The following is a 21899-nucleotide window of genomic DNA, read 5'->3' on the forward strand; positions in this document are numbered from 1 at the left end:
AAACAAGGACGTTTTTCGTGAAACCGACATCAAATCAGCCCGTCGCGACAGCGACACAACCAATCAAATAACTCAACCTACTTCCAAAACAATCACATACTCCCCATCACCCGTACGAGTGTCCAAAACCTTATGCCCATTAATCCGACACCAAGCCGGAATATCCTGCATCACCCCAGGATCGGTGCATTCCACGGTCAACACGTCACCGGTCAGCAGGGTTTTGACTTTGTCCTGAGTGCGGATTACCGGCAAGGGGCAGAGCAGGCGGCGGGCGTTCAAAACATGTTCACTCATACGAACCACTCCTGTGGAATTTCGTCGGCGAGCAAAGGCTTAACGAACACATTGCGTTCTGCTCCGTCCCGCTCGCGGATGGTCACTTCCACTTGTTCGGCTTCGCGGCCTTGGCCGTAGCGGGCGGTAATCTGCGCGGCCTGCAGCAAATCGTCTTCGCTGGGCGTGCCGTCGATCAAGGCCAGCGGGCCGCGATGGCTGGCGCAGTTCATGCTGATAAATTCTTTTTTATAACCGCTCATGAAGCGGGCTTCGCCGTCCTCGCGCGCTATGATGACTTTGAAATGTGGTTTGGGGCGGATATGCCGTCCCACTTTCAGCAGCATCACATCGTCCAGATCGTAATCGCGTTCGCCGCGCGCTTTCCATAGATCAACCAGCTTTAACGAGTAGGCTTCGTCGGTCAAGAAACAACAGCCGCCGGCGGGTTGGGCGTAGTCGGTAAAGCCGTATTCTTTCGCCAAGGTCATTTGCGGTTTGCGTGACCGGCCGCTGAAACCAAACATTTTCTCGCGACTGATCCAGCCTTCGCGTTCCGGCAAAGTGGCGGGTAGGTTTTGCGCGGACAAGGGTCTTACCAGTAAATCGTCGGCACCGGACTGGGCCGCGACGATGGGCATGGTCTGCTTGCGCTGCGACATGGGTCGTTGGCCGACCACTTCGCCGGTGATGATGAAATCGAAGCCGTTTTCCACCATCCACTGTTTGGCCTTGTTGACCATGAAAATCTTGCAATCCAGGCAAGGGTTTAGGTTGGCACCGTAACCGTGCTTGGGGTTTAGAAGGACGTTTTTGTATTCTTCGATGACATCGATGATATGCAGTTTGATACCCAATTGCTCGGCCACCCACAGCGAGTTGTTGCGTTTGACCTTGTCGGCGTCTTGCTTGCGTATCGCGTGCGTGTGGCCTTCCACGCAAAAGCCGGTGAAAAAATTGATGCCCTCGACGTGGATACCTTGCTCAAGGATGGCTTGGGTAGCCAGCATGGAGTCCAGGCCGCCGGAAATCAGCGCCACCGCTTTTCTTTGTTGACTCATAACTCAGATGTCTAGCAGGAAAAACGCCGCATTATACTGTGGATTTCAGCAATATGCGGCTGTCAGCAACGTGGGCAAACAATTAATTGGGCAACTTTCGGCGGGAAAATCCACCAAAAAATCAGGGGTTTGCCTTGGTGGGTCGGTGATTCGCCGGCCGCTGACGGCCGGCGAAGCGATGGCTTTAAATTCTAAAATGGCCAACCGTCTGGCGTAATTGATTTGCCAGCTCAAGCAACTCATGGCAGGCATCGGCGGTGTGTTTGGCGCCGCTGGAGGTTTCTTGGGACACATGGCTGATATTGCTGACATTACGGTTAATTTCTTCCGCGACCGCTGTCTGTTGCTCTGCGGCGGTGGCGATCTGATTATTCATGTCGTTGATGGTAAATATTCTCTCGCTGATGGTATTGATCGAATCACCTGCCGAAGCGGCTTGCTCAACACTGGAGGCGGCGCGTTTTCTGCCGTTTTCCATCACCGAAACCGCTTGTTTCGCCCGGCCTTGCAACCTTTCTATGGTTTGGCGGATTTCCAGCGTCGAGTTTTGCGTGCGACTGGCCAAAGTGCGGACTTCATCCGCCACCACTGCAAAGCCGCGGCCTTGCTCGCCGGCGCGGGCCGCCTCAATGGCTGCATTTAACGCCAATAAATTGGTTTGCTCGGCGATGCCCTGAATCACGCTTAATACTTCGCCTATGCTGTTGCTGTCGGTTTCCAGATCGTGAATCACATTGGCGGCATTTTCCACTTCGGTGGCTAATTCGTTAATACCGCCAACCGCTTGCGTGACGATATTTTTGCCTGACGTCGCTTCCCGGTCCGCATTTTCGGCGGCTTCGGATGCTTTGACCGCGTTTTTGGCAACCTCTTGTACAGTCGATGTCATTTGTTTCATCGCATTGGCCACCAGCGTGGTTTCTTGCAATTGCCGCTCTACGCCTTGTTGGGTGGATTGGGTGATGGTTGCCAGTTTGTTGGCGGCCTGCGCCAGTCGGTCGCTGGTCACGCTGATTTCTTCAACGGTTTTGGCGATTTTCTTCACGAAGGCATTAAAACTGGAGGCCACCCAGGCAAACTCGGATTTACCCGACGCGCTGAGCCTGGCACGCAAATCGCCGTCTCCGCTGCAAATGGCTTGCAGGTTCAGCGCCAATGCGGTCAGTGGGCCGATGATGATTTTGCTCATCACCAGATAACCGGTGATACCGATGATTAAAAGCGTCAAACCCAAAAAGCCGACAGCGTAAAACACGGTTTGCTTCAACTCGCTAAAGGCGTTGCTAAAGGGAGTGATGATTTCGAATGCGCCGTGCAAGTCGCCAGTCCGGCGGTTTTCCATGGCATAACCGAGTAAATCCTGGCCCTTGCCGTTGCCCCATAAGGCTTGCGAGGTTTGCGGGTCGCCGTGACAAAGCTCGCATTGTTTGGTCATTTTCACCGGTCTGAAATAGCGAATTTCTTGTTTCTCTTCGTCGACCATGCTGTATTCGCTTAGCGCCGGGTCTTTTTTGAATTTGTCCAAAACCTGTTGTTCCAGTTGGTCCGGCATGTTTCTGGGCGGATTGCGCGGATTCAGTGCCGGCGCTTTAAAACGAAAACCGCCTTCCTTGGCTTTGGCTTCTATCACGTCCCAGGCATTGGCGGTGGGGACGGTCGCGATAATCAACGACCGGCGGCTGGCTTCATCCTTGCCTTGCACCAACTGCCGGAGGTACTCCGGCGAGTAAAGGCCGCTTTCCCAATTTTTGGCTACATTGTCGCGAATCGATTCGGAAAGCAGCAGCAATTGCCGGGACGATTCAATCTTGCGGTCTATCAGTTTTTGTTTTTCGATGTTGGCAAACATCAACAACAAGCCCAAGCTCAGGACGAAGAGTATGCCCGTGGTTATTGCTACCACTTTGACTCCCACCGAATGCCAGTTCATTAAGAACATAAGATTTCCCCCGTTAAATTTATTGTTATAAGAGTGAGTGAAACGGCAGATGGATGATCAAACATGCCATGTCGCCAAGTCGTGTAGAAAATCAATGAGGGCTTAAAATGACGGCCATTTAGCTGCCGTTGCGGATGTTTTCCGGTCGAATCGCCCGGTTCAAGCTGTGTATTACACGTTCGAATTCAGGTAAGGGCATGGGTTTGCCGAACAGGTAGCCTTGAAAGGCATCGCAGCCTATACGCTCCAGGCAGATGCGTTGATCCTGGGTTTCCACCCCTTCCGCAATCACATTCAGGCCCAGGTTGTGGCCCATGCCGATAATGGTTTGGGCAATGACCGCATCGTTAGGATCAACGATAAGGTCGCGCACAAAGCTTTGATCGATTTTGAGTTGGCTAAGCGGCAACTTCTTTAGATAACTCAGTGAGGAATATCCGGTGCCGAAGTCGTCCATCGAAAAACGTACGCCCAATGATTTCAGCGTTTGCATTTTTTCGATGGCATCTTCGACATCGTGCAATACCATGCTTTCGGTCAATTCCAGTTTGAGTTTTGCCGAGTTGGCGCCCGAGTTGTTAAGAATTCGGCAGATCGATTCGACGAAATCGGCTTGACGGAACTGTCTGGCGCTTACATTGACGGCAAGCTGTAAATGCTGGGTGAGCGGATTCTGTTCCCAGGCCTTGAGTTGCTCGCAGGCGCATTGCAACACCCATTCGCCGATGGGCAGAATCAAGCCGGATTCTTCGGCTAGCGGGATAAACTCGGCCGGCGAAATCATGCCTTTTTGCGGATGTTTCCAGCGTAATAGCACTTCTGCGCCAAAAATCTGGGCGTTTTTATCGACCTGGGGTTGGTAATGCAGGCTTAGCTGATCTTGGGCCTGGGCATGGCGTAAATCGAACTCCAGCAGTACGCGCGATTCCAATAAGGCCTGCATCTGTGGATCGAAGAAGCGCAGCGTGTTGCGGCCGGCATCCTTGGCCTGGTACAGCGCCGCGTCGGCGCGCCTCAGCGTGTCGTCGAACGAGTTGTTGTGTTCGTCGAATATGGCAATGCCGATACTGATGGAGCCGAGATGTTCCTTACCGTTTAACAACATGCCGGTATTGATGGCGCACAATATTTTGTGTGCAACGTCTTCGGCATTCGCGGTTGCCTCGGCTTGCGCGCTGCCCAGATTTTCCAGCAGCACGATAAATTCGTCGCCGCCCAGCCGGGCAACGGTATCGCCTTGACGGACGCAGGACTTTAGGCGCGAGGCAATTTCTATTAGTAGCTGATCGCCGATTTGGTGGCCCTGGGTATCGTTAATCGTTTTGAAATTATCGACATCAATCATCAACACCGCGCCATGTTTGCCCACGCAACGGCTATTGTGTAAGGCTTGCTGTAGCCGGTCTTGCAACAGGCGGCGATTGGGTAGGTCGGTGAGCGGGTCGTAATAAGCCAGGCGGTGAATGGCGGCTTGCGCTTCCTTGTGCTGGCTAATGTCGGTAAAGGCCGCCACGTAGTTGCAAGTGTGGCCGTCCGCGCCGGTTACTACGCTGATTGTCAGCCACTTCGGGTACACGTCGCCGTTTTTACGCCTGTCCCACACCTCGCCTTGCCAGAATTTTTCGCGCTTCAGAGCGGCCCACATTTCCCGGTAAAACTCTTGGCCGTGGCGGCCGGATTTTAAAATCGAGGGTTTGTTGCCGATGACTTCGTCCGGCTGATAACCGGTCAGCCGGGTGAAGGCGTTGTTGACGCGCAAGATGATATTATTTTCATCGGTAATCATGATCCCTTCCTGGGACTCGATAGCGCGCTCGGCGATGCGCAATTGGCTCTCCGCCCAGCGGATGTTGCTGATGTCCCGGCTAATCACCACCATGCCTTTGCGTTGGCCGTTTTCCTGGTAAATCGGCGTTTTGCGTACCTCTATTTCGATCGAGCGGCCCTCGTCGTTGAGAATATGATCTTCGAACATGATCAAGTGTCCGGCCTTCCATACCGCTTCTTCATCCGAAAATAGTTTTATATGCTTGTCCAGTGCGTCCGGCTGTTGATCGGCCAGTTCCAGATAGGTCTTGCCCTGCCAATCCATACCGTCAAATCGGAATAACTGTTGCGCGTGCTCATTGGCGAATAACAAGCGGCCGTCGCCGTCTTTGAACAGAATAGCGTCGGGAATGGCTTCTATCAGGCTGATGAGTTGCTGGCTGAGGGCTTTTAGCTTGCTTTCGCTTTCCTGTAGGTCCTGTTGTGCCTGCGTGCGTATGGCAATTTCGGCGGCCAGTTGCTGATTGCTCGGTAGATTCAATGCATGCGGTACCAACTTGAGCAGCAATATTGCCGCTGCCAGGGAGATGGTCGCCGTCAAGGCTTTTATGGCGGTATCCAACCAATACAAGGGTTGCCAGATCAGGAAGATGGACATCAAGTGCGATGCCCCGCAGGCCAGAATAAATGAGCTGAACATCAAATAGATGCCGCGAAATTTCAGGTCTCGGCGCTGTGATACGACATAAGCCAGAATGACGGCAATCGCGAAATAGGCCAGAGTGATTAAGGCATCGGAAATCACATACGACCAGAGCAGGCCGGGCGTCCACTTTAGGCAAAACCCGTGCGGCATCAGTCCGCCCGCACTGAAAAAATCGAAAAATGGTGTTTTCACGCTAATTTTCCAGCACGGTTTGGTCTGGACGTAACCGTGGGCGGGTTTTGTGTATCGGGCAATCCTTGGCTAAACGCGGCTTTGTGTGCTCCAGGCACATGGTGGGCGGTGCGAATGTAGGGGGTGTGTTTGCTGAAGTATTTATCGAATATGCCGGTATCGAAAATCTGATGTACGTCGCCGCCACAGCCTTGCAGATTCAGCTCGACGCCGGCCTGCATCCAATCGCAGATTAGCGAGATGGTGGCGATGCCGCACATATTGAATGTAGGGATATTCTCGAGTGTTATCCTGGCGCCGGCGCGCGTATTGACTTTGGTGTGAGCTTTGCATGACGCCAGTAATTCATGGCATTTTGCAAACTCCAACGTGTTACGGATAGTCACCTCAAACCATTCACCTGTTACCGATACTTGCATAGATGAACCCCGATGCATTCAAAATTCTGGAGCCTGCATCATATTTAAATGTAAAGCGGCTGAATATCAGCCAATCCGAAATTTCAGGCAGGTAAAGATGTAATTTTTTGTAGTTAATTTCCTGCTCATGAGGGCATAGGACTACATGTTCAGGCGGTGTGCATCATAGTAGCGGATCAATTCGGCGTTATTGCTGATGTGCAATTTTTCAAACAGCCGGGCTTTGTATGTACTGACAGTCTTGTTGCTGATTGCCAGGTCCCTGCCGATGTCGTTCAGGCTTTGGCCTTTAGCCAGTAACTGCAAGATTTGAAACTCGCGTTCAGATAGTTTTTCATGCGGTTTGCTTGGCTCGGAGCTCTCGAATTCAAATACCATTTTTTCGGCGAGTTTAGGGTCGATAAATCGACCGTCGCCGGCGACTCGGCGGATGGCTGTCAGTAAGGTTTCCGGGTCGTTATCCTTGGTTAGATAGCCATTCGCACCGGTTTTTAATGCGCGCGAGACGATTTGCAATTCGTTGTGCATACTCAAAATCAGGATGGGCAATGCCGGATATTGGCTGCGAATCCGGCTGATCATCTCCACGCCGCCAAGATCGGGCATGGTCAGATCCAGTAGCACCAGATCAACGGCGTTTTCATCGAGAAAACTCAACAGTTGCTGGCTATTTTCGGCTTCGCCGACGACGGTAATATCGGTGGAGAGTGCGAATAGTTGTTTCAGACCGCCCCGCACAATGGCATGGTCGTCGGCAATAATTAATCGGATCATAGTTCTGGTCTTTTAGGGTTAGCCGGGATACGTACCTGGATAGAGGTACCTTGGCCCGGGGCACTGGAAATACTGGTTTCTCCGCCCAACATCAAGGAGCGTTCACGTATGCCGATCAGGCCAAAAGACTTGGTCTTAGTGGGCGCATGGGTGTCGAAACCACGACCATTATCGTCAATTTTCAGGCAATAGTGGTCCTTATCCAAATTGACGGCAATTTTTACCTTGCTGGCTGCCGCATGCCGCAGCACATTGGTCAGCGATTCTTGGGCGATGCGAAAAATCACGATTGCGCATTCCTCGTCCATATCGAAATCATCTTCCGGATACAACAGATCGCACTGAATCCCGGATTGTTCCGCGAATTTCCTTACCAGCCACTCCAAAGCCGGCACGATTCCCATTTCTATCGCCGAGGGACGTAGGGAGGTTGCCACGTCGCGGGTAACCTGGATGGTTTGGTCCAGCAATTCCATAATGTTGCGGATTTGTTCGGCCAGCTCTCGGTTGTTGATGGCGAATTTCATGCGCAGCAGCGACATTTCCATGCGCAGGGCAGTCAACATTTGTCCCAGCTCGTCGTGAACTTCACGGGCCATGTGCTTGCGCTCTTCTTCACGGGCCTTTTCCCGACGAGCGGCCAGTTGCCGTAATTGCAAGCGGGACGATTCCAGGTCTTTTTCTATTATTTTCAGCTCGGTGATGTCCTGCGATGTGCCTATGCCGCGCACGAAACTGCCATCCCCGGCAAATACCAGATCGGCGCGTTCCCTCAGCCATTTTATTTTACCGTTCGCCACGATACGGTGTTGGATGTCGTAAGGCGCGCCACGCATGGCCGCTTCCCAGGCGTGGCGCACGTAATGTCGGTCAGCCGGATGCACACATTTCAAGAAGCGCTCGTAGCTTATCGGCGTGCCCAAAGGCATGCCGAAAATGCGGTAATTTTCGTCAGACCATTTCAGAGAATGCTCTCTAAGGTTTAATGACCAACTGCCCAAATGCGCCTGGGCTTGGGCGTGAGCCAGATGTGCTTCGCTTTCGCGCAAGGCATTTTCGATCAACTTAAAATTGCTGACATCTCTGTTAACCCCGACGATTTTTTGCCCGCCGCTCTTGGGATCGCCGGCTATGATGGCTGACGCCTGAATGAAGCGTAAGGCGCCGTCGCTCTGGCGGCGAATCCTAAACTCCCAATGCTTTTCCTGCTGGTCTCGAATCAGCTTGCGAAGTGTGGCTTCGGTACGCGGTAAGTCTTCGACTACCACCAAGGCTGCCCAGGTCTGATAGTCTATGGGCGTCCCCACAGGAATACCGAACATCTCGTACATGCGTTCATCCCAATCCCCGACGCCCAACGCCAGATCCCACTCGCAAATGCCGATTGCGGCGGCTTTGGTGGCCAAGCTCAAGCGTTCGCTGTAATTGCGGAGTCGCTCCTCCGCGCTGCGGCTTTCGGTTATATCGCGTGCCAGACCGATGGTGCCCAGCACATCGTTTTTATCGTCGACGATGGGGGCTTTGATCGTTTCGGTCCAGGTTTCCCGTCCAGCGTCGAAGGCCCTCTCGGTCAGCGATATTTGTTGCCGAGTCAGCATCACTTCTTGGTCAACCGCGCGGTAATGCTCGGCCAGGCCTTCCGGCCAGATATCGAAATCAGTCACATCGTTTGAATCGTGCAGATGGTCGATGCCCACGGCGTTTAGCCAATGTTTGTTGGCTTGAATATATTTCCCGTTTCTGTCCTTCATCCAGGCCAAGAACGGCAAGCTATCGTACATGGCACGCAGACGGGCTTCCGATTCGCTAACCCGTTTTTGTGCAGACTTCAATGCGGTAATGTCGGTCACCAAGACGAAAAATCCTTTTACTTGCCCTTCCGTACCGTCGGGCAAATAAGCGGCTTGCGTATAGCGCGTTTCACCCGCGAAATTGACGATGGTACGCTCAAAATACTGCGGTTCTCCTTTCAGAACGGCATCGATAAACGGCTTATTCAGCGTGTATAGATGATCGCCGATGACTTCGCGAATATGTTTGCCGAGCAAGTTTTCCGAAGTAAAGCCGAACCATTCTTCATAGGCTTTGTTGCCAAATTTGTTGATAAGATTTTTGTCCCAGTAGCCGATCATCGCCGGCATATGGTTGAGGACGGAGCCCAAGTTATGTTGGCACTCTAAAATTTCGGCATGTTTCTCCGGGTTATTGGGCACCGGAATGTCCGAAAGTATCGTTAGCCACGCCGATATAGTGCCATGCCGGTCTACTAGGCCTCGACCGCTAACGCTGACGCAGACTGCGCTGCCGTCTGCGCGCTTTACAATTAATTCGATAGCCTCTTCCGTCATGCCTGGGTCAACTGGCTGGAAACACGGTAAAAGCGCAACGGGAAAAGGCGTGTTGCCGTCGGCGGTAAACAGGTAATGTCGATTCTCCCAATCGGCTGTTGAGCCAATCCCCAGCATAAGTTCAGCGGCGCGGTTGACGCAGACGATTGTGTGCGTCGTGTCGAAAACAATGACGGCTTCTTTAATGCTGTCTATGATCCCGTAAAGCAAGTCGGTTTCATGGGCAAAATTACTCAAGTTGAGTCGGCGGTTTGGCATCTCGACGAATTAGTAATGGTTTGGGAAGGCAAGCATAAACGAGCTACTACATTTTTCGGCGAAGAAATTAACAGGCATTTTTGGGTAAGCGAGCGAATAGCGTCCCGGCTTCACTTGTGGGCGGATTGGCCTACACTTTGGGCATTATCAATTCGAGAGCCGCCCGCATGGAATTTAAAGACTATCTAAAAATCCTCGTCCAACACGATGGTTCGGACCTTTATCTGACGGCGGGCGCTCCACCGGCGGCCAAGTTCCAAGGCAGCTTAAAACCGTTGGAAAACGTCAAACTTAGCCGTGAACGCATCAAGGAAATTGCTGACGGTATCATGGACGCCGAGCAACGCGCTGCCTTCGAACAGGTGCCGGAAATGAATCTGGCGATTACCGAAGAAGGAATCGGGCGGTTTCGGGTGAATATTTTTAAACAGCGCAATTGCCATGCCTTAGTAATCCGCAACATCAAGGTCGATATTCCCAGTGCCGATGCCTTGGGCTTGCCGCAAATCCTAAAAGATAAAATCATGGAAAAGCGCGGGCTGATTTTGTTTGTCGGCGGCACCGGTTCCGGTAAATCGACGTCCTTGGCGGCCTTGATAGATTATCGCAATAGCAACTCATCCGGGCATATCATTACCATCGAAGATCCTATCGAGTTTGTGCATCCGCATAAAAAATCCTTGGTCAATCAACGCGAAGTGGGTGTCGATACCCTCAGTTATGAGGATGCATTGAAAAACACTCTGCGGCAGGCGCCGGATGTGATTCTGATTGGCGAAATTCGCAGTCAGGAGACCATGGAACACGCTTTGGCTTTTGCGGAAACCGGCCATCTGTGCTTGTCCACATTACACGCCAATAACGCCAATCAGGCCTTGGACCGGATCATCAACTTTTTCCCGGAAGAGCGCCGTCCGCAGTTGTTGATGGACTTGTCCTTGAATCTGCAAGCGTTTATTTCCCAGCGCCTCGTGCCCACCGTGGAAGGTAAGCGGGTGGCGGCTATCGAAATTTTGCTGGGCACTAAATTGGTCAGCGATTTAATCCATAAAGGCGATATTCACGCCATCAAAGAAGCGATGGAAAAATCCGAAAATATCGGCATGCAGACTTTTGACAGTCATTTACTCAAGCTCTACAAAGGCGGCGTGATCACCTTGGAGGAGGCCTTACGCAATTCGGACTCGCCGAACAATTTAAAACTTAAAATCAATTTGAGCGAAGGTTTGGGGTCGGCGACCAAAAAACCCAGTTCGTTGGCCGGCGGTCTTGCTTTGGAAGAAATCACCAAGAAGGAGGGCGATGAGGATAGTGGGGGACATTAAGGAAATTCCAAAGAATCTCTCAAAAATCTTTGCTTTGGCGTACAACGAAAGCGGGAAGCCGGGAAATTCAAAAAACTGGATTCCCTATTGTGGGAATGATGGGGCTATCAAAACATAAAAACGGACGATAGGCCATTTTACCAGCGAGTGGCAATCGATAGATTTCGTCTGGATGGCTTGGAGTCCCAATGGAATCAGCTTGTGCACAGATCCTAAAACTGATTTGAACAGGCTAGGATAAGTCTGCGATGCTGAGGATCTTATAAACCTCGTAGGCCGGCTGCTGATAAGGGTGGCAAGCCAGCAAGGTTTGCACCACCGTTTTTATCAAATCATCGGCGCAGACCATTTCTATCTTATATTCGGCGACCTGCTCAATTTTACCGATACTGCCCAGATAGGGTTCGCTACCGGCAAGAGGCCGGAATTGGCCCTCTCCCAGCACTTGCCAGGCGCAACTATCATAATCGCCGATACGCCCGGCGCCCTGCTCGAATACCGCTTGTTTTAGCTGCTCGGCATGGCTGACCGGCACATAAAAACTCAGCTTATACATCGTGCCGGGTGCCAGGTGACCGTGCCAGGCAGTTTATGGTTACGAACATCAGCCGGTAGCCAGTAAAAACACACCCCACAGCACCACTACCAACGTAATTTCCTCGATCATGTTGATGGCGGCCTGTCGATCCGCCCTGTTCAGCATGGCTGTTTGATTGGCTTTTTGATCGCGCATATGAACGGATTGATGAAGCATAATCTCCTCCTAGTGGTGGTTGGTATAGCTACGCATTTGTCCGACTAATACCCCTTGTATTTCCACTTGCTCGGGCCGGTAACGCATGGCCTGCATCGTGGAATTGGCGGGGATTAGCAGGGTTTCGTGTGGATACTGTTCAATAAATTTCAATGTTGCTTCGGCTTTTTCGACCAATGCTACGACGATTTCGCCGTTACGGGCATGGCTGCGTTGTTCGATGATGACCCAGTCACCGTCGAAGATGCCTTCTTCCTGCATCGAATCGCCCTTTACTTTCAGTACATAACAAGGGTTCTCGGTTTTCAATTCTTCCGGCACTGCCATATAAGAAATGTTTTCGATCGCTTCTATCGGCCGGCCGGCGGCTATGGTGCCGACAAAAGGCAGCATGCCGGATGCCTCGGTTTTGTTGACCAGCGATTTGGCGTGTTCGGTCAGGCGGATGCCGCGTTGCTTGCGCTGCGGCGCTTCGATCAAATCGGCATCGATTAGCGCCTTAATCTGGCTATGCAATGAACCGCGTGATTTCAAGCCCATCGCCGCGCACAATTCTTCCAATGTCGGCGGATGACTGAATCGCTCCTGATTTTGTAGCAGGAAGTCGAAAATTTCTTGTTGTTTACGGGTAAGCGTCATATTTGTTCTGTGTTTGTTTTGATAAAGCATACAACTAAAGCAAATACAGAACAAATAATTTTTTTTCGTTACCGGAAAAATTTTGTATCGATGGGCTGTTGCTGCTTGGGTGAGGTAAAGCGGTCTTCTCGAAACCGCTATGGTTAATCCGGTTCTTAAGTTTCTTTAGGTCGTCATTCCCGATAAGAGCGGACTCCAGTGCGGCAACTGGGCTCCCGGCTTTGCGGGAGCGAGCTTATTGAGGCGCGGGGTTAATAGCTGTTGCGCATATGTCAGTGGGACTGAAACACGTCATTCCACAAAAAACGTATTTTCGGAGTGATTGCAACTATGGGGGCAAGCAGATATTCGTTGCTGGCGTTCCTGAGGGACGGAGGACTCGCGTTTATCGAAAGTGCTATTTATTTGTGTCAGTGACGCATTTTTTGGTGAAGCTGTTTTTGGCCGCTCCTTTCAAGGTTTTCTCGGCCGCTTTTGCATCGCAACTGGCTTTGGCGGCAGCGATCTTGGCGTCTTTCTCGCATTTTTTAAGAAAGCTATTTTTGGCGGCGCCGGCCAGCTTTTTTTCAGTCGCCTTCGCTTCGCAATCTGCGTCGGCCGCATACGCCGTTTGGCCTAAGAACAATAAAGCTACGATTGCCAAAATAATGTTTTTCATTGTTTATCCTCCGAATAATTGATAGTGCGCTTATTCGGTCATTGCTGAGGTTTGGATGGCTCTCGCAATTGACCGTCTGTTGCTTGTCGTTTAAAGCCAGAGGTCTTTATGCCTCAACAATCGTTATTTTCATGGCAAGCGGCTAAGTGTTGCGCGAGGAACGATTTTCTCAGCCGCAAAATACTAGCCCTTCAGCACGATGGTTTCGACTTGGTCACCACCTCTGGCCGACAGCGTGATTTTGTCCTCTTGAGCTAACCAACCGATACTTCTTTGAATGACGGCCTCTTCCTCCGGCAGTACATAAACTAATTTGGCAACCGGTGTCGCGCCGTTTTCAGCCAAATGATGCCAGATAACGCCAGCGGTCAAACCTATGCGTTCAAGCATGGAAATCTCGACTGGCGCAGTGCCACTTGGCTCGGCTTCCACATTAGGCTCTACTTTGGCGGCCTTTGGTTTTGGATTGGCTTTTTTCGTGGCTGCTTTGGCTGCGGCAGCTTCCGGCGCTTTTTCGATACTTTCCGGGGCAGCCGGTGCTTCAGCCGTTGTTTTTACGGCTTTAGGCGTTGTAGTTGCTTTGGGTTTAGCTTTGGTTTTGCCCGGTGCGGCGGAGGCTTCTTGTGCTGTTTTAACGGCAACGGATTTGGCAGGGGATTTTTTAGTCGCTTTCGCTGGAGCGGGCTTTTCAGCGGTAGAGACTGGTGTTTCGGAGGTAGGCGTAGTTTTTTTCATATTAGCTTTCGACGGTCAAGGATAGAGTTGTTTCCAGCGTTAGAGCTTAGCGCATGGCTATACTGGGAGTTTAACCGAGATTTTAACCGGATTTACAAATCGATTGCTTGTTAAACCCTTGGTCATAAAAAAACCGGTATCAGCTTAGCCGATACCGGTTTGATATAACGCGCTTAAGCTGTGATTAGTGTACGTCTTTCCAGTACTCTTTTTTCAGCAGATAAGCTAGAGCGATAAACATCAGGATAAAGAACAGCACGTATTTACCCATTTGTTGTCTTTCCAACTGTACCGGTTCACCGACGTAAACCAGGAAGTTGACCAGATCGTTGACCATTTTGTCGAATTCCTGGGGTGTCATTTGGCCGGGTTGATCCAGTTTCAGACCAGTAATCACGTCATGGCCGTCGATTTTCTGCGTAATTGCCGACTGCGTACCTTGCAGTTGCCAGAACACGTTGGGCATACCGACATCAGGGAATACCGCGTTGTTAACGCCTAAAGGTTTTCCCGGTTCCGCATAGAAGCTGCGCAGGTAGGTATATAGCCAGTCGGCACCGCGCGAACGGGCGATCAGCGATAAATCCGGCGGTGTGGTGCCGAACCATTTTTCCGCGTCGTGCGCGTTCATGGCTGAATGCATCTGATCGTAAATGCCGGCCCCGAAAGGCGCCACCACTTTCAGAACTTCCGCTTCATCTAGTTTCAAATCGATCGCGATACGTTTGTAGCGGATGTGTTTTGCCGAATGACAGCCCAAACAATAAGTGACGTAATACTTCGCGCCGCGCTCCATCGACAGGTTGTCGCTCAAGTCGATGTCGGCGCTATCCAGTTTGACGCCGCCACTGGCCAGCACGTTGAAAGGCAGCAAAAACAAAAGAGTGTAGAGTATTTTTTTCATGGCTTAATCCAGGCTCTTTTTTAGGTTTTTTGCAAAACGAATCAGCACGGCTGAGATGCCGGACCAGTTCGGCCTTTTCTTAGCGATAGTGCCCCCCATATTGTCGGGAACTTGCTGTACCTCAACGACTTCATAGACTAAGGCCAGCAGAGCGGGAATGCGATCCTCCAGGCTAGGCTGGTTGGTCAGGCGATTCGGTACCGGTTTGGTTTTTTCCCAGCGGGTATATAAAGGCATCAACAGGAAAAATCCGAAGTAAACGGCGGTCAATATCCGCGCAACCGTCGTGGCGCCTGGCGTAGCAGGCTGGGTACCCAAATAACCCAAGCCGATAAACGCCACTACAAACAATGCCACGGCTTTTTTGAAGATGCCGCCACGGTAACGGATAGACTTGACCGGGCTACGATCCAGCCAAGGCAGCATGAACAGCACCACAATCGCGCCGCCCATCGCAATCACGCCGGCAAACTTATCCGGTACCGCGCGCAAAATGGCGTAGAACGGGGTGAAATACCAGACCGGGGCGATATGTTCCGGGGTTTTCAATGGGTCAGCCGGGATAAAGTTGGCATGCTCCAGAAAGTAGCCGCCTAATTCCGGCATGTAGAAAATCACCGTGGCGAAGAAGAACATGAACACGCCGACGCCGACGATGTCCTTGACCGTGTAGTACGGATGGAAGGGAATGCCGTCGACAGGATGTCCCCAAGGGTCCTTTGATTGCTTGATTTCAAGGCCGTCGGGGTTGTTGGAACCCACTTCGTGCAAAGCCACGATGTGCAGGAATACCAGGATCAGCAATACCAGCGGCACAGCGATGACGTGAAACGCAAAAAAGCGGTTCAAGGTGGCGTCGGAAACTACATAGTCGCCACGTACCCACAGCGATAACTCGTCGCCGATCACTGGAATCGCGCTAAACAAGGAGATAATTACCTGCGCGCCCCAGTAAGACATTTGGCCCCAAGGCAGCAGGTAACCCATAAACGCTTCGGCCATCAAACAGACGAAGATCAGCATGCCGAAAATCCAGATCAGTTCGCGCGGTTGCTTGAACGAGCCGTAAATCAGGCCGCGGAACATGTGCAGATAGACGACGATGAAGAACGCCGAGGCGCCGGTGGAATGCATGTAACGCACCAGCCAACCCCAGTTGACGTCGCGCATGATGTATTCGACCGAATCGAAAGCCAGTTTGGCGTCCGGCTTGTAGTTCATGGTCAGCAAAATGCCGGTGATGAACTGGTTGACGAGCACGAACAGAGCCAGAGACCCAAAGAAATACCAGATGTTAAAGTTTTTGGGCGCGTAGTAGTGCGCCATGTGTTCATTCCACAAATCGGAGAGTGGAAAGCGCTCCAGCAGCCATTCGCTGCATTGATTCATTTTACGCTTCATGCTTTGTCTGCCTCGCTGTCTTCGCCCACGACAATCAGATTGTCTGTTTCATATCGATAAGGCGGTATTTCAAGATTGGTAGGGGCGGGAACGCCACGATACACACGACCGGCCAGATCGAACCAGGAGCCGTGACACGGGCAAAAGAAACCACCTTTCCAGTCCGGGCCTAAATCATTAGGGGCAATTTCCGGGCGAAACGTAGGCGAGCAGCCTAAGTGCGTGCATAGGCCGACCGCGACAAAAATTTCCGGTTTAATGGAGCGCAGCGGATTTTTGCTGTTCTCCGGCTGCATGGATTCGTTGGATACCGGGTCAGCCAGTTTGCTGTCCAGCGTCGCCAGAGTGGATATAACCTCCGGCGTCCGGTTCAAGACCCACACCGGCTTCCCTCGCCAAGCTACACGAATTAGCTGGCCGGGTTCCATCTTGCTGATATCGACATCGACGGGGGCTCCTGCTGCCATGGCCTTGGCGCTAGGTTGCATTTGCGAGAGAAAAGGGACGGCTAAATAGCCGGCACCCACTGCACCAACCACCGACAGTGCCGAGGTCAGAAACTGGCGTTTGGAATGATCGACGCCTTCGTGGTTCATAAGTAACACTCCTGATGATGTGATGTATATCGCGATACATCGATTATTATAATTTTCAGCAAATATACCCTACTGTCCGTGATTATTGAAATTGTTCTTGCGACAGCGCTATTCAAGGGTTTCAGGCGTTTGCGGATGCTGAGAATTATCACTTTAAAGCAACTGCCAGCGCGTTTAGAAAGGCTTGATTTTCTTCCGGTTTCCCGATGGTGACGCGCAGGCAATTGTGTAACAGCCCGCCTTGCGGGGACAGATTCTTGATCAACACGCCTTGCGACTTCAATGAAGCAAATACGTCGTCTGCGGCTTTGTTGAGGGTGCGGAACAATATGAAGTTAGCGGCGCTGGGGTAGGCGTGGACGCCGGGTGTCTCGTCTAAGGCTTGAAGAACTAAAGCGCGCTCCGCTCGCAGCGTTTGGGTTTGTTCTAACAGAAACTCGCCATGATCCAACGCAAAGCCCACCGTGATTTGGGTCAGACTATTGATATTGTATGGTAAGCGGACTTTATGCAGCTGCTCCACAATGGCCGCATCGCCGGCCAGAAACCCCAGGCGTAAGCCGGCCAGCCCCAGTTTGGAAACGGTACGCATCACCAGTAAATTAGGATAATGTCCTAGCTCGCCGATAAAACTGGCGTCGGCAAACGGCGCATACGCTTCGTCGACCACGACCAAGCCCGGTGCAAGGCTGAGTATTTCCTTGATGGCGTCGGCATCGAATAAGTTGCCGGTGGGGTTGTTGGGATAGGCGATAAAAATCAGGGAGGGTCGCGATTCGGCAATCGCTGCGCGCATAGCCGGCATGTCCAGTTCAAAACTGTTTGCCTGCAACGGCACGCCAAGGTAACGCAGGCCCAGGCTTTGCGCCACTTGCTTGTACATCACAAATCCGGGTTCCGGTGCCAGCACAGTGGCATCGGCGCTCAGAGCCATCAGCAATATTTGAATGATCTCGTCCGAGCCGTTGCCGAGCAGCAAGGCCGCTTGCTCCGGTATGCCGTTCGCTCGGCGCAATGCGGCCGCCAGGGCCTTGGCTTCCGGGTCCGGGTAGCGGTTGATCGGGCAGGTTTTCAGTGATTCCAACCAGCGTGTTTGAATGTCTTCCGGCCAGCTATAAGGATTTTCCATGGCATCGAGTTTGATGAAGTTACTGGCATCGGCGACATGGTAGGCCGACATGGAGAGAACTTCTGAGCGGAACAGCGTTTCGAGCGGTTGGGTTGGCATGTGGTCAAACTCTGCGGAATTGGAACGAGCGGCATGGATATTACACCCTAGCAAAGTGGGCTGGCCGCGAGGGCAAAAAAATCGGCGGATTTTAACAAAGCGGAGGGCGAACGTATAACCTTGAAAACCAGCCTCTTGCGTCTCCGTTGACGCGAATCGCTCGCTGCGGTGCGGGCGGATACGGCGCGGGATAATAACACTGCTTGCTGGAGGTGGCAAAGGGATTAGGCTGCAGAGCGGGCGGATTAGCCTGTGAATGCGATGATGCTTGGACAATACGCTTCTATGATGAATCAAGCAGTCAGGTTGCCGCTATTGCGGCAACCTTAGGAATTGCTTTATAAGCCTACCACTGTGATTCGCCAGTTTCCGGGTCGTACATTTCGTGGAATATTTTGTGGCGGTTGGCGATCAATTCGTCGATGCTCGGCGAGTTGCTCATCGCTCGGGAAATTGCCAGCTTCATGGCTTCATAGTTGGTGCGGTACAAATCCTTGCGGTCCAGCTCTGGGTTTTCCGCGCAGGAGGGATCTATCCAGATCATGGCGATGATGCACAACTCGTTGGCTTGCAGGCGCGGAATGACGCCGTCGGCGACGCTATCGATGACTGCGTCGGCGACCGCCGACTGTACCGGACCGCCCAATAAATTGACATAAGCCGAGGATTTGATCGTGACTTTCGGCACCATGATGGTGGCCGGACGCACTTGTTGGTTGGTGGCGCGGATCGCAAACATGCGCGTGTGGCCGGCGGTTTGGCCCATCAGATTGGCAAAAGCATGGCCGGCCGGGCCTTTGACGTCGCCAATCAGAATTTCCGGCATGGCGTCGGTGCCTTGCCCTTCGCTGGAAAATACGGTGGCTTCGCCGGTTCTAAACCAATAAGAGTCTGACATGGTGCGTCCTCGGAGTATGTTGAGAAAGGCCGCATTCTATGCCCGAGCTGGGCTTGCGGCAATAGGCGGACTCCGGCTTAGGGTTTAGATTGGTGGCTAAGCATGTGGGTGTAGCGCTGTTATCGCATGCGATCCCGATACGCGCAGGTAAGGCTGGAAGGCTGTGAGACGGCGCAACCACTCCAGCGTAGCTGCTGGTCTCCCGCCTTCGCGAGAGTGCCACTATTTAGGGTAAAAGTGAATAATGTCCGGTTCCGCTATGCCTGCACGGCTTTCATCGCACTGCGTAACAACTGCAAACATTGGCGATTGGCGGCTAGGTCCAGCGCGCTGAAATCGTCCTGCGTAGTCAGTAGCGGATTAGCGCCGGCTTCCAGTAATTGCTTGACCACCGCGTGCTTGCCACTGGATGATGCATAAGTCAGCGCGCTGGCGCCGCTCGGGTTTTGATAGTTAATATCGATGCCGGCTTCCAGTAACAAGCCGATGCAATCGCCGGCTTCGGCAAAACATGCGGCCCACAGCGCGTTGTTGCCGTAAGCGTCCAGCGCCGTAAGATCTGTACCTTGCTCCAACAGATAGGTCAGCACGTCGCTCCGGCCTTGTTGGGCGGACAGAATCAATGGGTGTTTGCCGTGTGGGTTGAGGCCTAATTGAAAGCCGTTTTCCAGTAGCCAGGCGTCTATTTCGGGCGTAAGAGGCATACAGATCAGACCAGAGAAGGGCGGTGGAGTAAGGACAGATGGCCGACACCGGCGGTTTTCAGTTTGTCGGCCAATTCGTGACGGGCTAGTTCGCCTTTGCCGCGCAGATACTTCAATTCGCTGCCGGTCAGCAAGGTGATGGCAACCAGTTTTATCTCGCCACCCGCTAGCGTTAGGGTTTTGCCAGGTTCGCTGTTAGCGCCCAGCAGTGCGCCGATTTGCCCGCGGCCGTCCTTGATATGGTCGATTGCGAATTCCATCGATAGTAGCTCGCCGTTCAACAGCCGTTCGCTCAAACGCGGAAAGCCGGCCAGGGTGTGGCTGACTTCGGCGGTTAAAGGAAATAACCAGGTGTCGGCGAGTTTGCTGAGCGGCGCATCGGCGGCGGCGCCGGAATCCGGGCTTTCGATAAACACTTCCAGGCCCAGGCCGGTTTCCGGGCGGTCGCGCTCTACCCAGGGATCGGATAAACCATCCGAGATCACGCAGGCGTTTTGGCCATGCCGTGCTGCCAGCCAGGCTGCGCCGGCCGGCCATTCCGGCCCGTCGCTCATCGGCCCCATCAGCGAGGTCAGCGCCGCCAATTCAGAACCCAGCTGTTCCTGCAGCGCTTGATGGCGAGATTCGGTCGCCATGCGCAATCGATCCGCATAAGTCAGGCCGACGATGTGTTCAGTTTGCGGCATGCGCTGTCTCCATGGTAAGGGCTTCCCAGCGCTCGCGGGCGGTAAAGCTGACTTCTTCGTCGGCATCATCGAGCATCTGTTTCAGCAGTTCCGGCTCGGCGCGCAAGGCCACCTCGTAACGTACGGTCCAGTCTTCGTCTTGACTCATCATGACCAGATCGTCGACGTCCATGCGCTGCGCGACGATGCGGCGGATGTTGACTTCGTGATCTTCGGCCATCAAGCCCAAACTGACACTGGGTATGCGTTCGGCGACGGTGCGGCGCACCTCATTGTCCGGGTCGGCGACCAGACGGAACAGCCGCCCGGCGGGCAAGCGCTTGGCCACGTAGGTTCGCACCAAATAATCCGGGTCGTTGGCCATCAGTTCAAGTTGTGTTTCGGGCAGACGATCGGCTACGGTGACCCGGACTTCTCTGTCGCTGTCCTGACTCAACTCCAGTAGCCAGTCAACGGGGACGCGGTAGGCCAATACCCGGCGCACCGCTTCGTCGGGATCGGTTAGTAGCGGGCGTAAATGATTGGTGGGGAGATAGCGGGCGGCGATTGCCCGGCGTTCCCAGAACGGATCATTGGCGTAATTCGGCGCGAAGCCCGGATGAACTTTAAAAAAACGGTCGATTTGCCGGCCGCTTTCGGCGACCACACAGCGGTCGCCCGGTTTGCAAGTGCCGGCAGCCAATAAGCTATCCCGGTAAGCACATGTCGAGCAGTCGGCTAACGGGGTTAGATCCACGGAATCGTGCTCTGCTAGGAATGAGGCCACCATTTAGGCGGCCTCCGCTAAGACCGGCAGTAGCTGCGGCGTGATTTGCGCCAGCCAGATTCGAATGCGCTCGTCGGTCAAATGCGGTTGACCGCGTTGATCCAGCACTAGGCCGACGAATTGGTTGTCGATTATCGAGTCGGAATGTTCGAAAGTGTAGCCTTCGGTACTCCAGCGGCCGATTATTTCGGCACCGTAGCCGTAAAACACCCGGTAAAGCTGGATCAGCGAGCTGGCGAAACGCGAAGCGTAGCGTTCTTGATGGCCCAAGCCGAATAGCGCGATGCGTTTGCCGGAGAGGTCGGCGCCGTCCAGGGAAGGCACGAACTCTTGCCAGCTGCGTTCCTGGCATCCGGCTCCCAGGCCCGGCAAGTCGCCTATGCCATAACTGGGCGTGCCCAAAATCAGCGCGTCGTACTGCAATAATTCTTCGGGTTTTACTCGATTGATATTTTTGGGCTTGTCGGCCAGCTCATCGCCTAACAGACTGAAAATTTTTTTTGCCACTAGCCGGGTGCTGCCGGTATCCGTTCCGAAAAAAATGCCGATTTTGCTCATAAATCACCTGTGATCGAGAGTGCGGGATAAGGCTTGTGCAGCCGTTTTAAACTTCTCAGCAAATTTTGATCCAGATTCAAAAATAACCCGTGCATCTGGTTTTTTGTTTTATATCAGTTAGATAGGGTTTTTTGCCGTATTTTCAGGTTGAGGTCTGTGCAGGCATGTCTACAATTGCCAGACCGATGGGGTGATTTGTGACACAGCGGCCGGCGTTATCCGTTAGATTCAGGGTGGATTGTTAGCGTCAAGATGCGGCTCTTCAGTGTGCTAACGCCTGTTTTTAGTGCAAGCTGATTGCGTGGTT

At 52.7% G+C, this 21899-nt stretch carries 22 protein-coding genes; 1 reads left to right on the forward strand and 21 read right to left on the reverse strand.

The features are described from left to right. Positions 1-72: 72 nt before the first annotated feature. The 7 genes from ACMXD4_RS02765 to ACMXD4_RS02795 all read right to left on the reverse strand — a co-directional run bounded on the left by ACMXD4_RS02765 (position 73) and on the right by ACMXD4_RS02795 (position 9719). Complete coding sequence (locus tag ACMXD4_RS02765; RefSeq protein WP_171696685.1) at positions 73-297, reverse strand: sulfurtransferase TusA family protein; 225 nt, start codon at positions 295-297, stop codon at positions 73-75. Beyond that, a complete protein-coding gene (locus ACMXD4_RS02770; RefSeq protein WP_415879771.1) occupies positions 294-1337 on the reverse strand; it encodes a tRNA (5-methylaminomethyl-2-thiouridylate)-methyltransferase in 1044 nt (347 codons plus the stop codon). The genes ACMXD4_RS02765 and ACMXD4_RS02770 overlap by 4 nt, the downstream gene beginning before the upstream one ends. A 184-nt stretch (positions 1338-1521) precedes the next feature. After that, positions 1522-3276 carry a methyl-accepting chemotaxis protein gene (locus ACMXD4_RS02775; protein WP_415879772.1) on the reverse strand — a complete coding sequence of 585 codons (1755 nt, stop codon included), beginning with the start codon at positions 3274-3276 and terminating at the stop codon, positions 1522-1524. 118 nt (positions 3277-3394) lie between these two features. Continuing rightward, positions 3395-5941 carry a putative bifunctional diguanylate cyclase/phosphodiesterase gene (locus ACMXD4_RS02780; protein WP_415879773.1) on the reverse strand — a complete coding sequence of 849 codons (2547 nt, stop codon included), beginning with the start codon at positions 5939-5941 and terminating at the stop codon, positions 3395-3397. Next, positions 5938-6360 (reverse strand): hypothetical protein, encoded by a 423-nt coding sequence (locus tag ACMXD4_RS02785; protein WP_415879774.1) that lies wholly within the window; start codon positions 6358-6360, stop codon positions 5938-5940. The genes ACMXD4_RS02780 and ACMXD4_RS02785 overlap by 4 nt, the downstream gene beginning before the upstream one ends. A 141-nt stretch (positions 6361-6501) precedes the next feature. Beyond that, a complete protein-coding gene (locus tag ACMXD4_RS02790; protein ID WP_101051991.1) occupies positions 6502-7134 on the reverse strand; it encodes a response regulator transcription factor in 633 nt (210 codons plus the stop codon). Then, entirely contained in the window at positions 7131-9719 is a 2589-nt protein-coding gene (locus ACMXD4_RS02795; protein WP_171696680.1) for a PAS domain S-box protein, read from the reverse strand. The genes ACMXD4_RS02790 and ACMXD4_RS02795 overlap by 4 nt, the downstream gene beginning before the upstream one ends. 188 nt (positions 9720-9907) lie before the next feature. On the opposite strand from ACMXD4_RS02795, the gene ACMXD4_RS02800 reads away from it, so the two are divergent. Continuing rightward, positions 9908-11065, forward strand: a complete 1158-nt coding sequence (locus ACMXD4_RS02800) for a PilT/PilU family type 4a pilus ATPase (protein ID WP_205454376.1) — start codon at positions 9908-9910, stop codon at positions 11063-11065. A gap of 232 nt (positions 11066-11297) precedes the next feature. Here ACMXD4_RS02800 and ACMXD4_RS02805 read toward each other — a convergent pair whose 3' ends face one another. From ACMXD4_RS02805 to ACMXD4_RS02870, 14 genes are all read right to left on the reverse strand, one after another. Beyond that, the gene (locus ACMXD4_RS02805; protein WP_415879775.1) at positions 11298-11621 is read right to left on the reverse strand and encodes an NGG1p interacting factor NIF3; all 324 of its coding nucleotides are present in this window, start codon (positions 11619-11621) and stop codon (positions 11298-11300) included. Between the two features lie 48 nt (positions 11622-11669). After that, positions 11670-11819, reverse strand: a complete 150-nt coding sequence (locus ACMXD4_RS02810; protein WP_165385910.1) for a hypothetical protein — start codon at positions 11817-11819, stop codon at positions 11670-11672. A gap of 9 nt (positions 11820-11828) precedes the next feature. Next, positions 11829-12458, reverse strand: coding sequence for a transcriptional repressor LexA (lexA, locus tag ACMXD4_RS02815; protein ID WP_171696677.1), 630 nt, complete (start codon positions 12456-12458; stop codon positions 11829-11831). A gap of 397 nt (positions 12459-12855) precedes the next feature. Next, positions 12856-13116 (reverse strand): hypothetical protein, encoded by a 261-nt coding sequence (locus ACMXD4_RS02820; RefSeq protein WP_171696676.1) that lies wholly within the window; start codon positions 13114-13116, stop codon positions 12856-12858. Between the two features lie 183 nt (positions 13117-13299). Beyond that, complete coding sequence (locus ACMXD4_RS02825) at positions 13300-13851, reverse strand: winged helix-turn-helix domain-containing protein (protein ID WP_171696675.1); 552 nt, start codon at positions 13849-13851, stop codon at positions 13300-13302. A gap of 184 nt (positions 13852-14035) precedes the next feature. Beyond that, positions 14036-14755, reverse strand: coding sequence for a cytochrome c1 (locus ACMXD4_RS02830; RefSeq protein WP_033155859.1), 720 nt, complete (start codon positions 14753-14755; stop codon positions 14036-14038). 3 nt (positions 14756-14758) lie between these two features. After that, positions 14759-16156, reverse strand: coding sequence for a cytochrome b (locus ACMXD4_RS02835; RefSeq protein ID WP_415879776.1), 1398 nt, complete (start codon positions 16154-16156; stop codon positions 14759-14761). Beyond that, on the reverse strand, positions 16153-16752 hold the full coding sequence (gene petA / locus ACMXD4_RS02840; RefSeq protein ID WP_033155861.1) for a ubiquinol-cytochrome c reductase iron-sulfur subunit: 600 nt from the start codon (positions 16750-16752) through the stop codon (positions 16153-16155). Before petA ends, ACMXD4_RS02835 begins: the two co-directional genes overlap by 4 nt. Positions 16753-16900: 148 nt before the next feature. Then, positions 16901-17980 (reverse strand): histidinol-phosphate transaminase, encoded by a 1080-nt coding sequence (hisC, locus tag ACMXD4_RS02845; protein WP_171696674.1) that lies wholly within the window; start codon positions 17978-17980, stop codon positions 16901-16903. 346 nt (positions 17981-18326) lie between these two features. After that, positions 18327-18878 (reverse strand): formaldehyde-activating enzyme, encoded by a 552-nt coding sequence (gene fae, locus ACMXD4_RS02850; RefSeq protein WP_171696673.1) that lies wholly within the window; start codon positions 18876-18878, stop codon positions 18327-18329. Positions 18879-19135: 257 nt separating this feature from the next. Next, positions 19136-19582, reverse strand: a complete 447-nt coding sequence (locus ACMXD4_RS02855) for an ankyrin repeat domain-containing protein (protein WP_415879777.1) — start codon at positions 19580-19582, stop codon at positions 19136-19138. A gap of 5 nt (positions 19583-19587) precedes the next feature. Then, on the reverse strand, positions 19588-20268 hold the full coding sequence (locus tag ACMXD4_RS02860) for a hypothetical protein (RefSeq protein ID WP_415879778.1): 681 nt from the start codon (positions 20266-20268) through the stop codon (positions 19588-19590). Next, a complete protein-coding gene (locus ACMXD4_RS02865; RefSeq protein WP_415879779.1) occupies positions 20255-21037 on the reverse strand; it encodes a 4Fe4S-binding leucine-rich repeat protein in 783 nt (260 codons plus the stop codon). The genes ACMXD4_RS02860 and ACMXD4_RS02865 overlap by 14 nt, the downstream gene beginning before the upstream one ends. Beyond that, positions 21038-21592 carry a flavodoxin gene (locus tag ACMXD4_RS02870; RefSeq protein ID WP_415879780.1) on the reverse strand — a complete coding sequence of 185 codons (555 nt, stop codon included), beginning with the start codon at positions 21590-21592 and terminating at the stop codon, positions 21038-21040. Positions 21593-21899 lie beyond the last annotated feature (307 nt).

It is taken from the genome of Methylomonas sp. TEB (assembly GCF_047777895.1).
Taxonomy (GTDB): Bacteria; Pseudomonadota; Gammaproteobacteria; order Methylococcales; family Methylomonadaceae; genus Methylomonas.

Bases quoted from the DNA above. Each gene is read 5' to 3' on its own strand.
- ACMXD4_RS02765 (WP_171696685.1), bottom strand. From the start codon at position 297: ATGAGTGAACATGTTTTGAACGCCCGCCGCCTGCTCTGCCCCTTGCCG.
- ACMXD4_RS02770 (WP_415879771.1), bottom strand. From the start codon at position 1,337: ATGAGTCAACAAAGAAAAGCGGTGGCGCTGATTTCCGGCGGCCTGGAC.
- ACMXD4_RS02775 (WP_415879772.1), bottom strand. From the start codon at position 3,276: ATGTTCTTAATGAACTGGCATTCGGTGGGAGTCAAAGTGGTAGCAATA.
- ACMXD4_RS02785 (WP_415879774.1), bottom strand. From the start codon at position 6,360: ATGCAAGTATCGGTAACAGGTGAATGGTTTGAGGTGACTATCCGTAAC.
- ACMXD4_RS02790 (WP_101051991.1), bottom strand. From the start codon at position 7,134: ATGATCCGATTAATTATTGCCGACGACCATGCCATTGTGCGGGGCGGT.
- ACMXD4_RS02800 (WP_205454376.1), top strand. From the start codon at position 9,908: ATGGAATTTAAAGACTATCTAAAAATCCTCGTCCAACACGATGGTTCG.
- ACMXD4_RS02805 (WP_415879775.1), bottom strand. From the start codon at position 11,621: ATGTATAAGCTGAGTTTTTATGTGCCGGTCAGCCATGCCGAGCAGCTA.
- ACMXD4_RS02810 (WP_165385910.1), bottom strand. From the start codon at position 11,819: ATGCTTCATCAATCCGTTCATATGCGCGATCAAAAAGCCAATCAAACA.
- lexA (WP_171696677.1), bottom strand. From the start codon at position 12,458: ATGACGCTTACCCGTAAACAACAAGAAATTTTCGACTTCCTGCTACAA.
- ACMXD4_RS02820 (WP_171696676.1), bottom strand. From the start codon at position 13,116: ATGAAAAACATTATTTTGGCAATCGTAGCTTTATTGTTCTTAGGCCAA.
- ACMXD4_RS02825 (WP_171696675.1), bottom strand. From the start codon at position 13,851: ATGAAAAAAACTACGCCTACCTCCGAAACACCAGTCTCTACCGCTGAA.
- ACMXD4_RS02830 (WP_033155859.1), bottom strand. From the start codon at position 14,755: ATGAAAAAAATACTCTACACTCTTTTGTTTTTGCTGCCTTTCAACGTG.
- ACMXD4_RS02835 (WP_415879776.1), bottom strand. From the start codon at position 16,156: ATGAAGCGTAAAATGAATCAATGCAGCGAATGGCTGCTGGAGCGCTTT.
- petA (WP_033155861.1), bottom strand. From the start codon at position 16,752: ATGAACCACGAAGGCGTCGATCATTCCAAACGCCAGTTTCTGACCTCG.
- hisC (WP_171696674.1), bottom strand. From the start codon at position 17,980: ATGCCAACCCAACCGCTCGAAACGCTGTTCCGCTCAGAAGTTCTCTCC.
- fae (WP_171696673.1), bottom strand. From the start codon at position 18,878: ATGTCAGACTCTTATTGGTTTAGAACCGGCGAAGCCACCGTATTTTCC.
- ACMXD4_RS02855 (WP_415879777.1), bottom strand. From the start codon at position 19,582: ATGCCTCTTACGCCCGAAATAGACGCCTGGCTACTGGAAAACGGCTTT.
- ACMXD4_RS02860 (WP_415879778.1), bottom strand. From the start codon at position 20,268: ATGCCGCAAACTGAACACATCGTCGGCCTGACTTATGCGGATCGATTG.
- ACMXD4_RS02865 (WP_415879779.1), bottom strand. From the start codon at position 21,037: ATGGTGGCCTCATTCCTAGCAGAGCACGATTCCGTGGATCTAACCCCG.
- ACMXD4_RS02870 (WP_415879780.1), bottom strand. From the start codon at position 21,592: ATGAGCAAAATCGGCATTTTTTTCGGAACGGATACCGGCAGCACCCGG.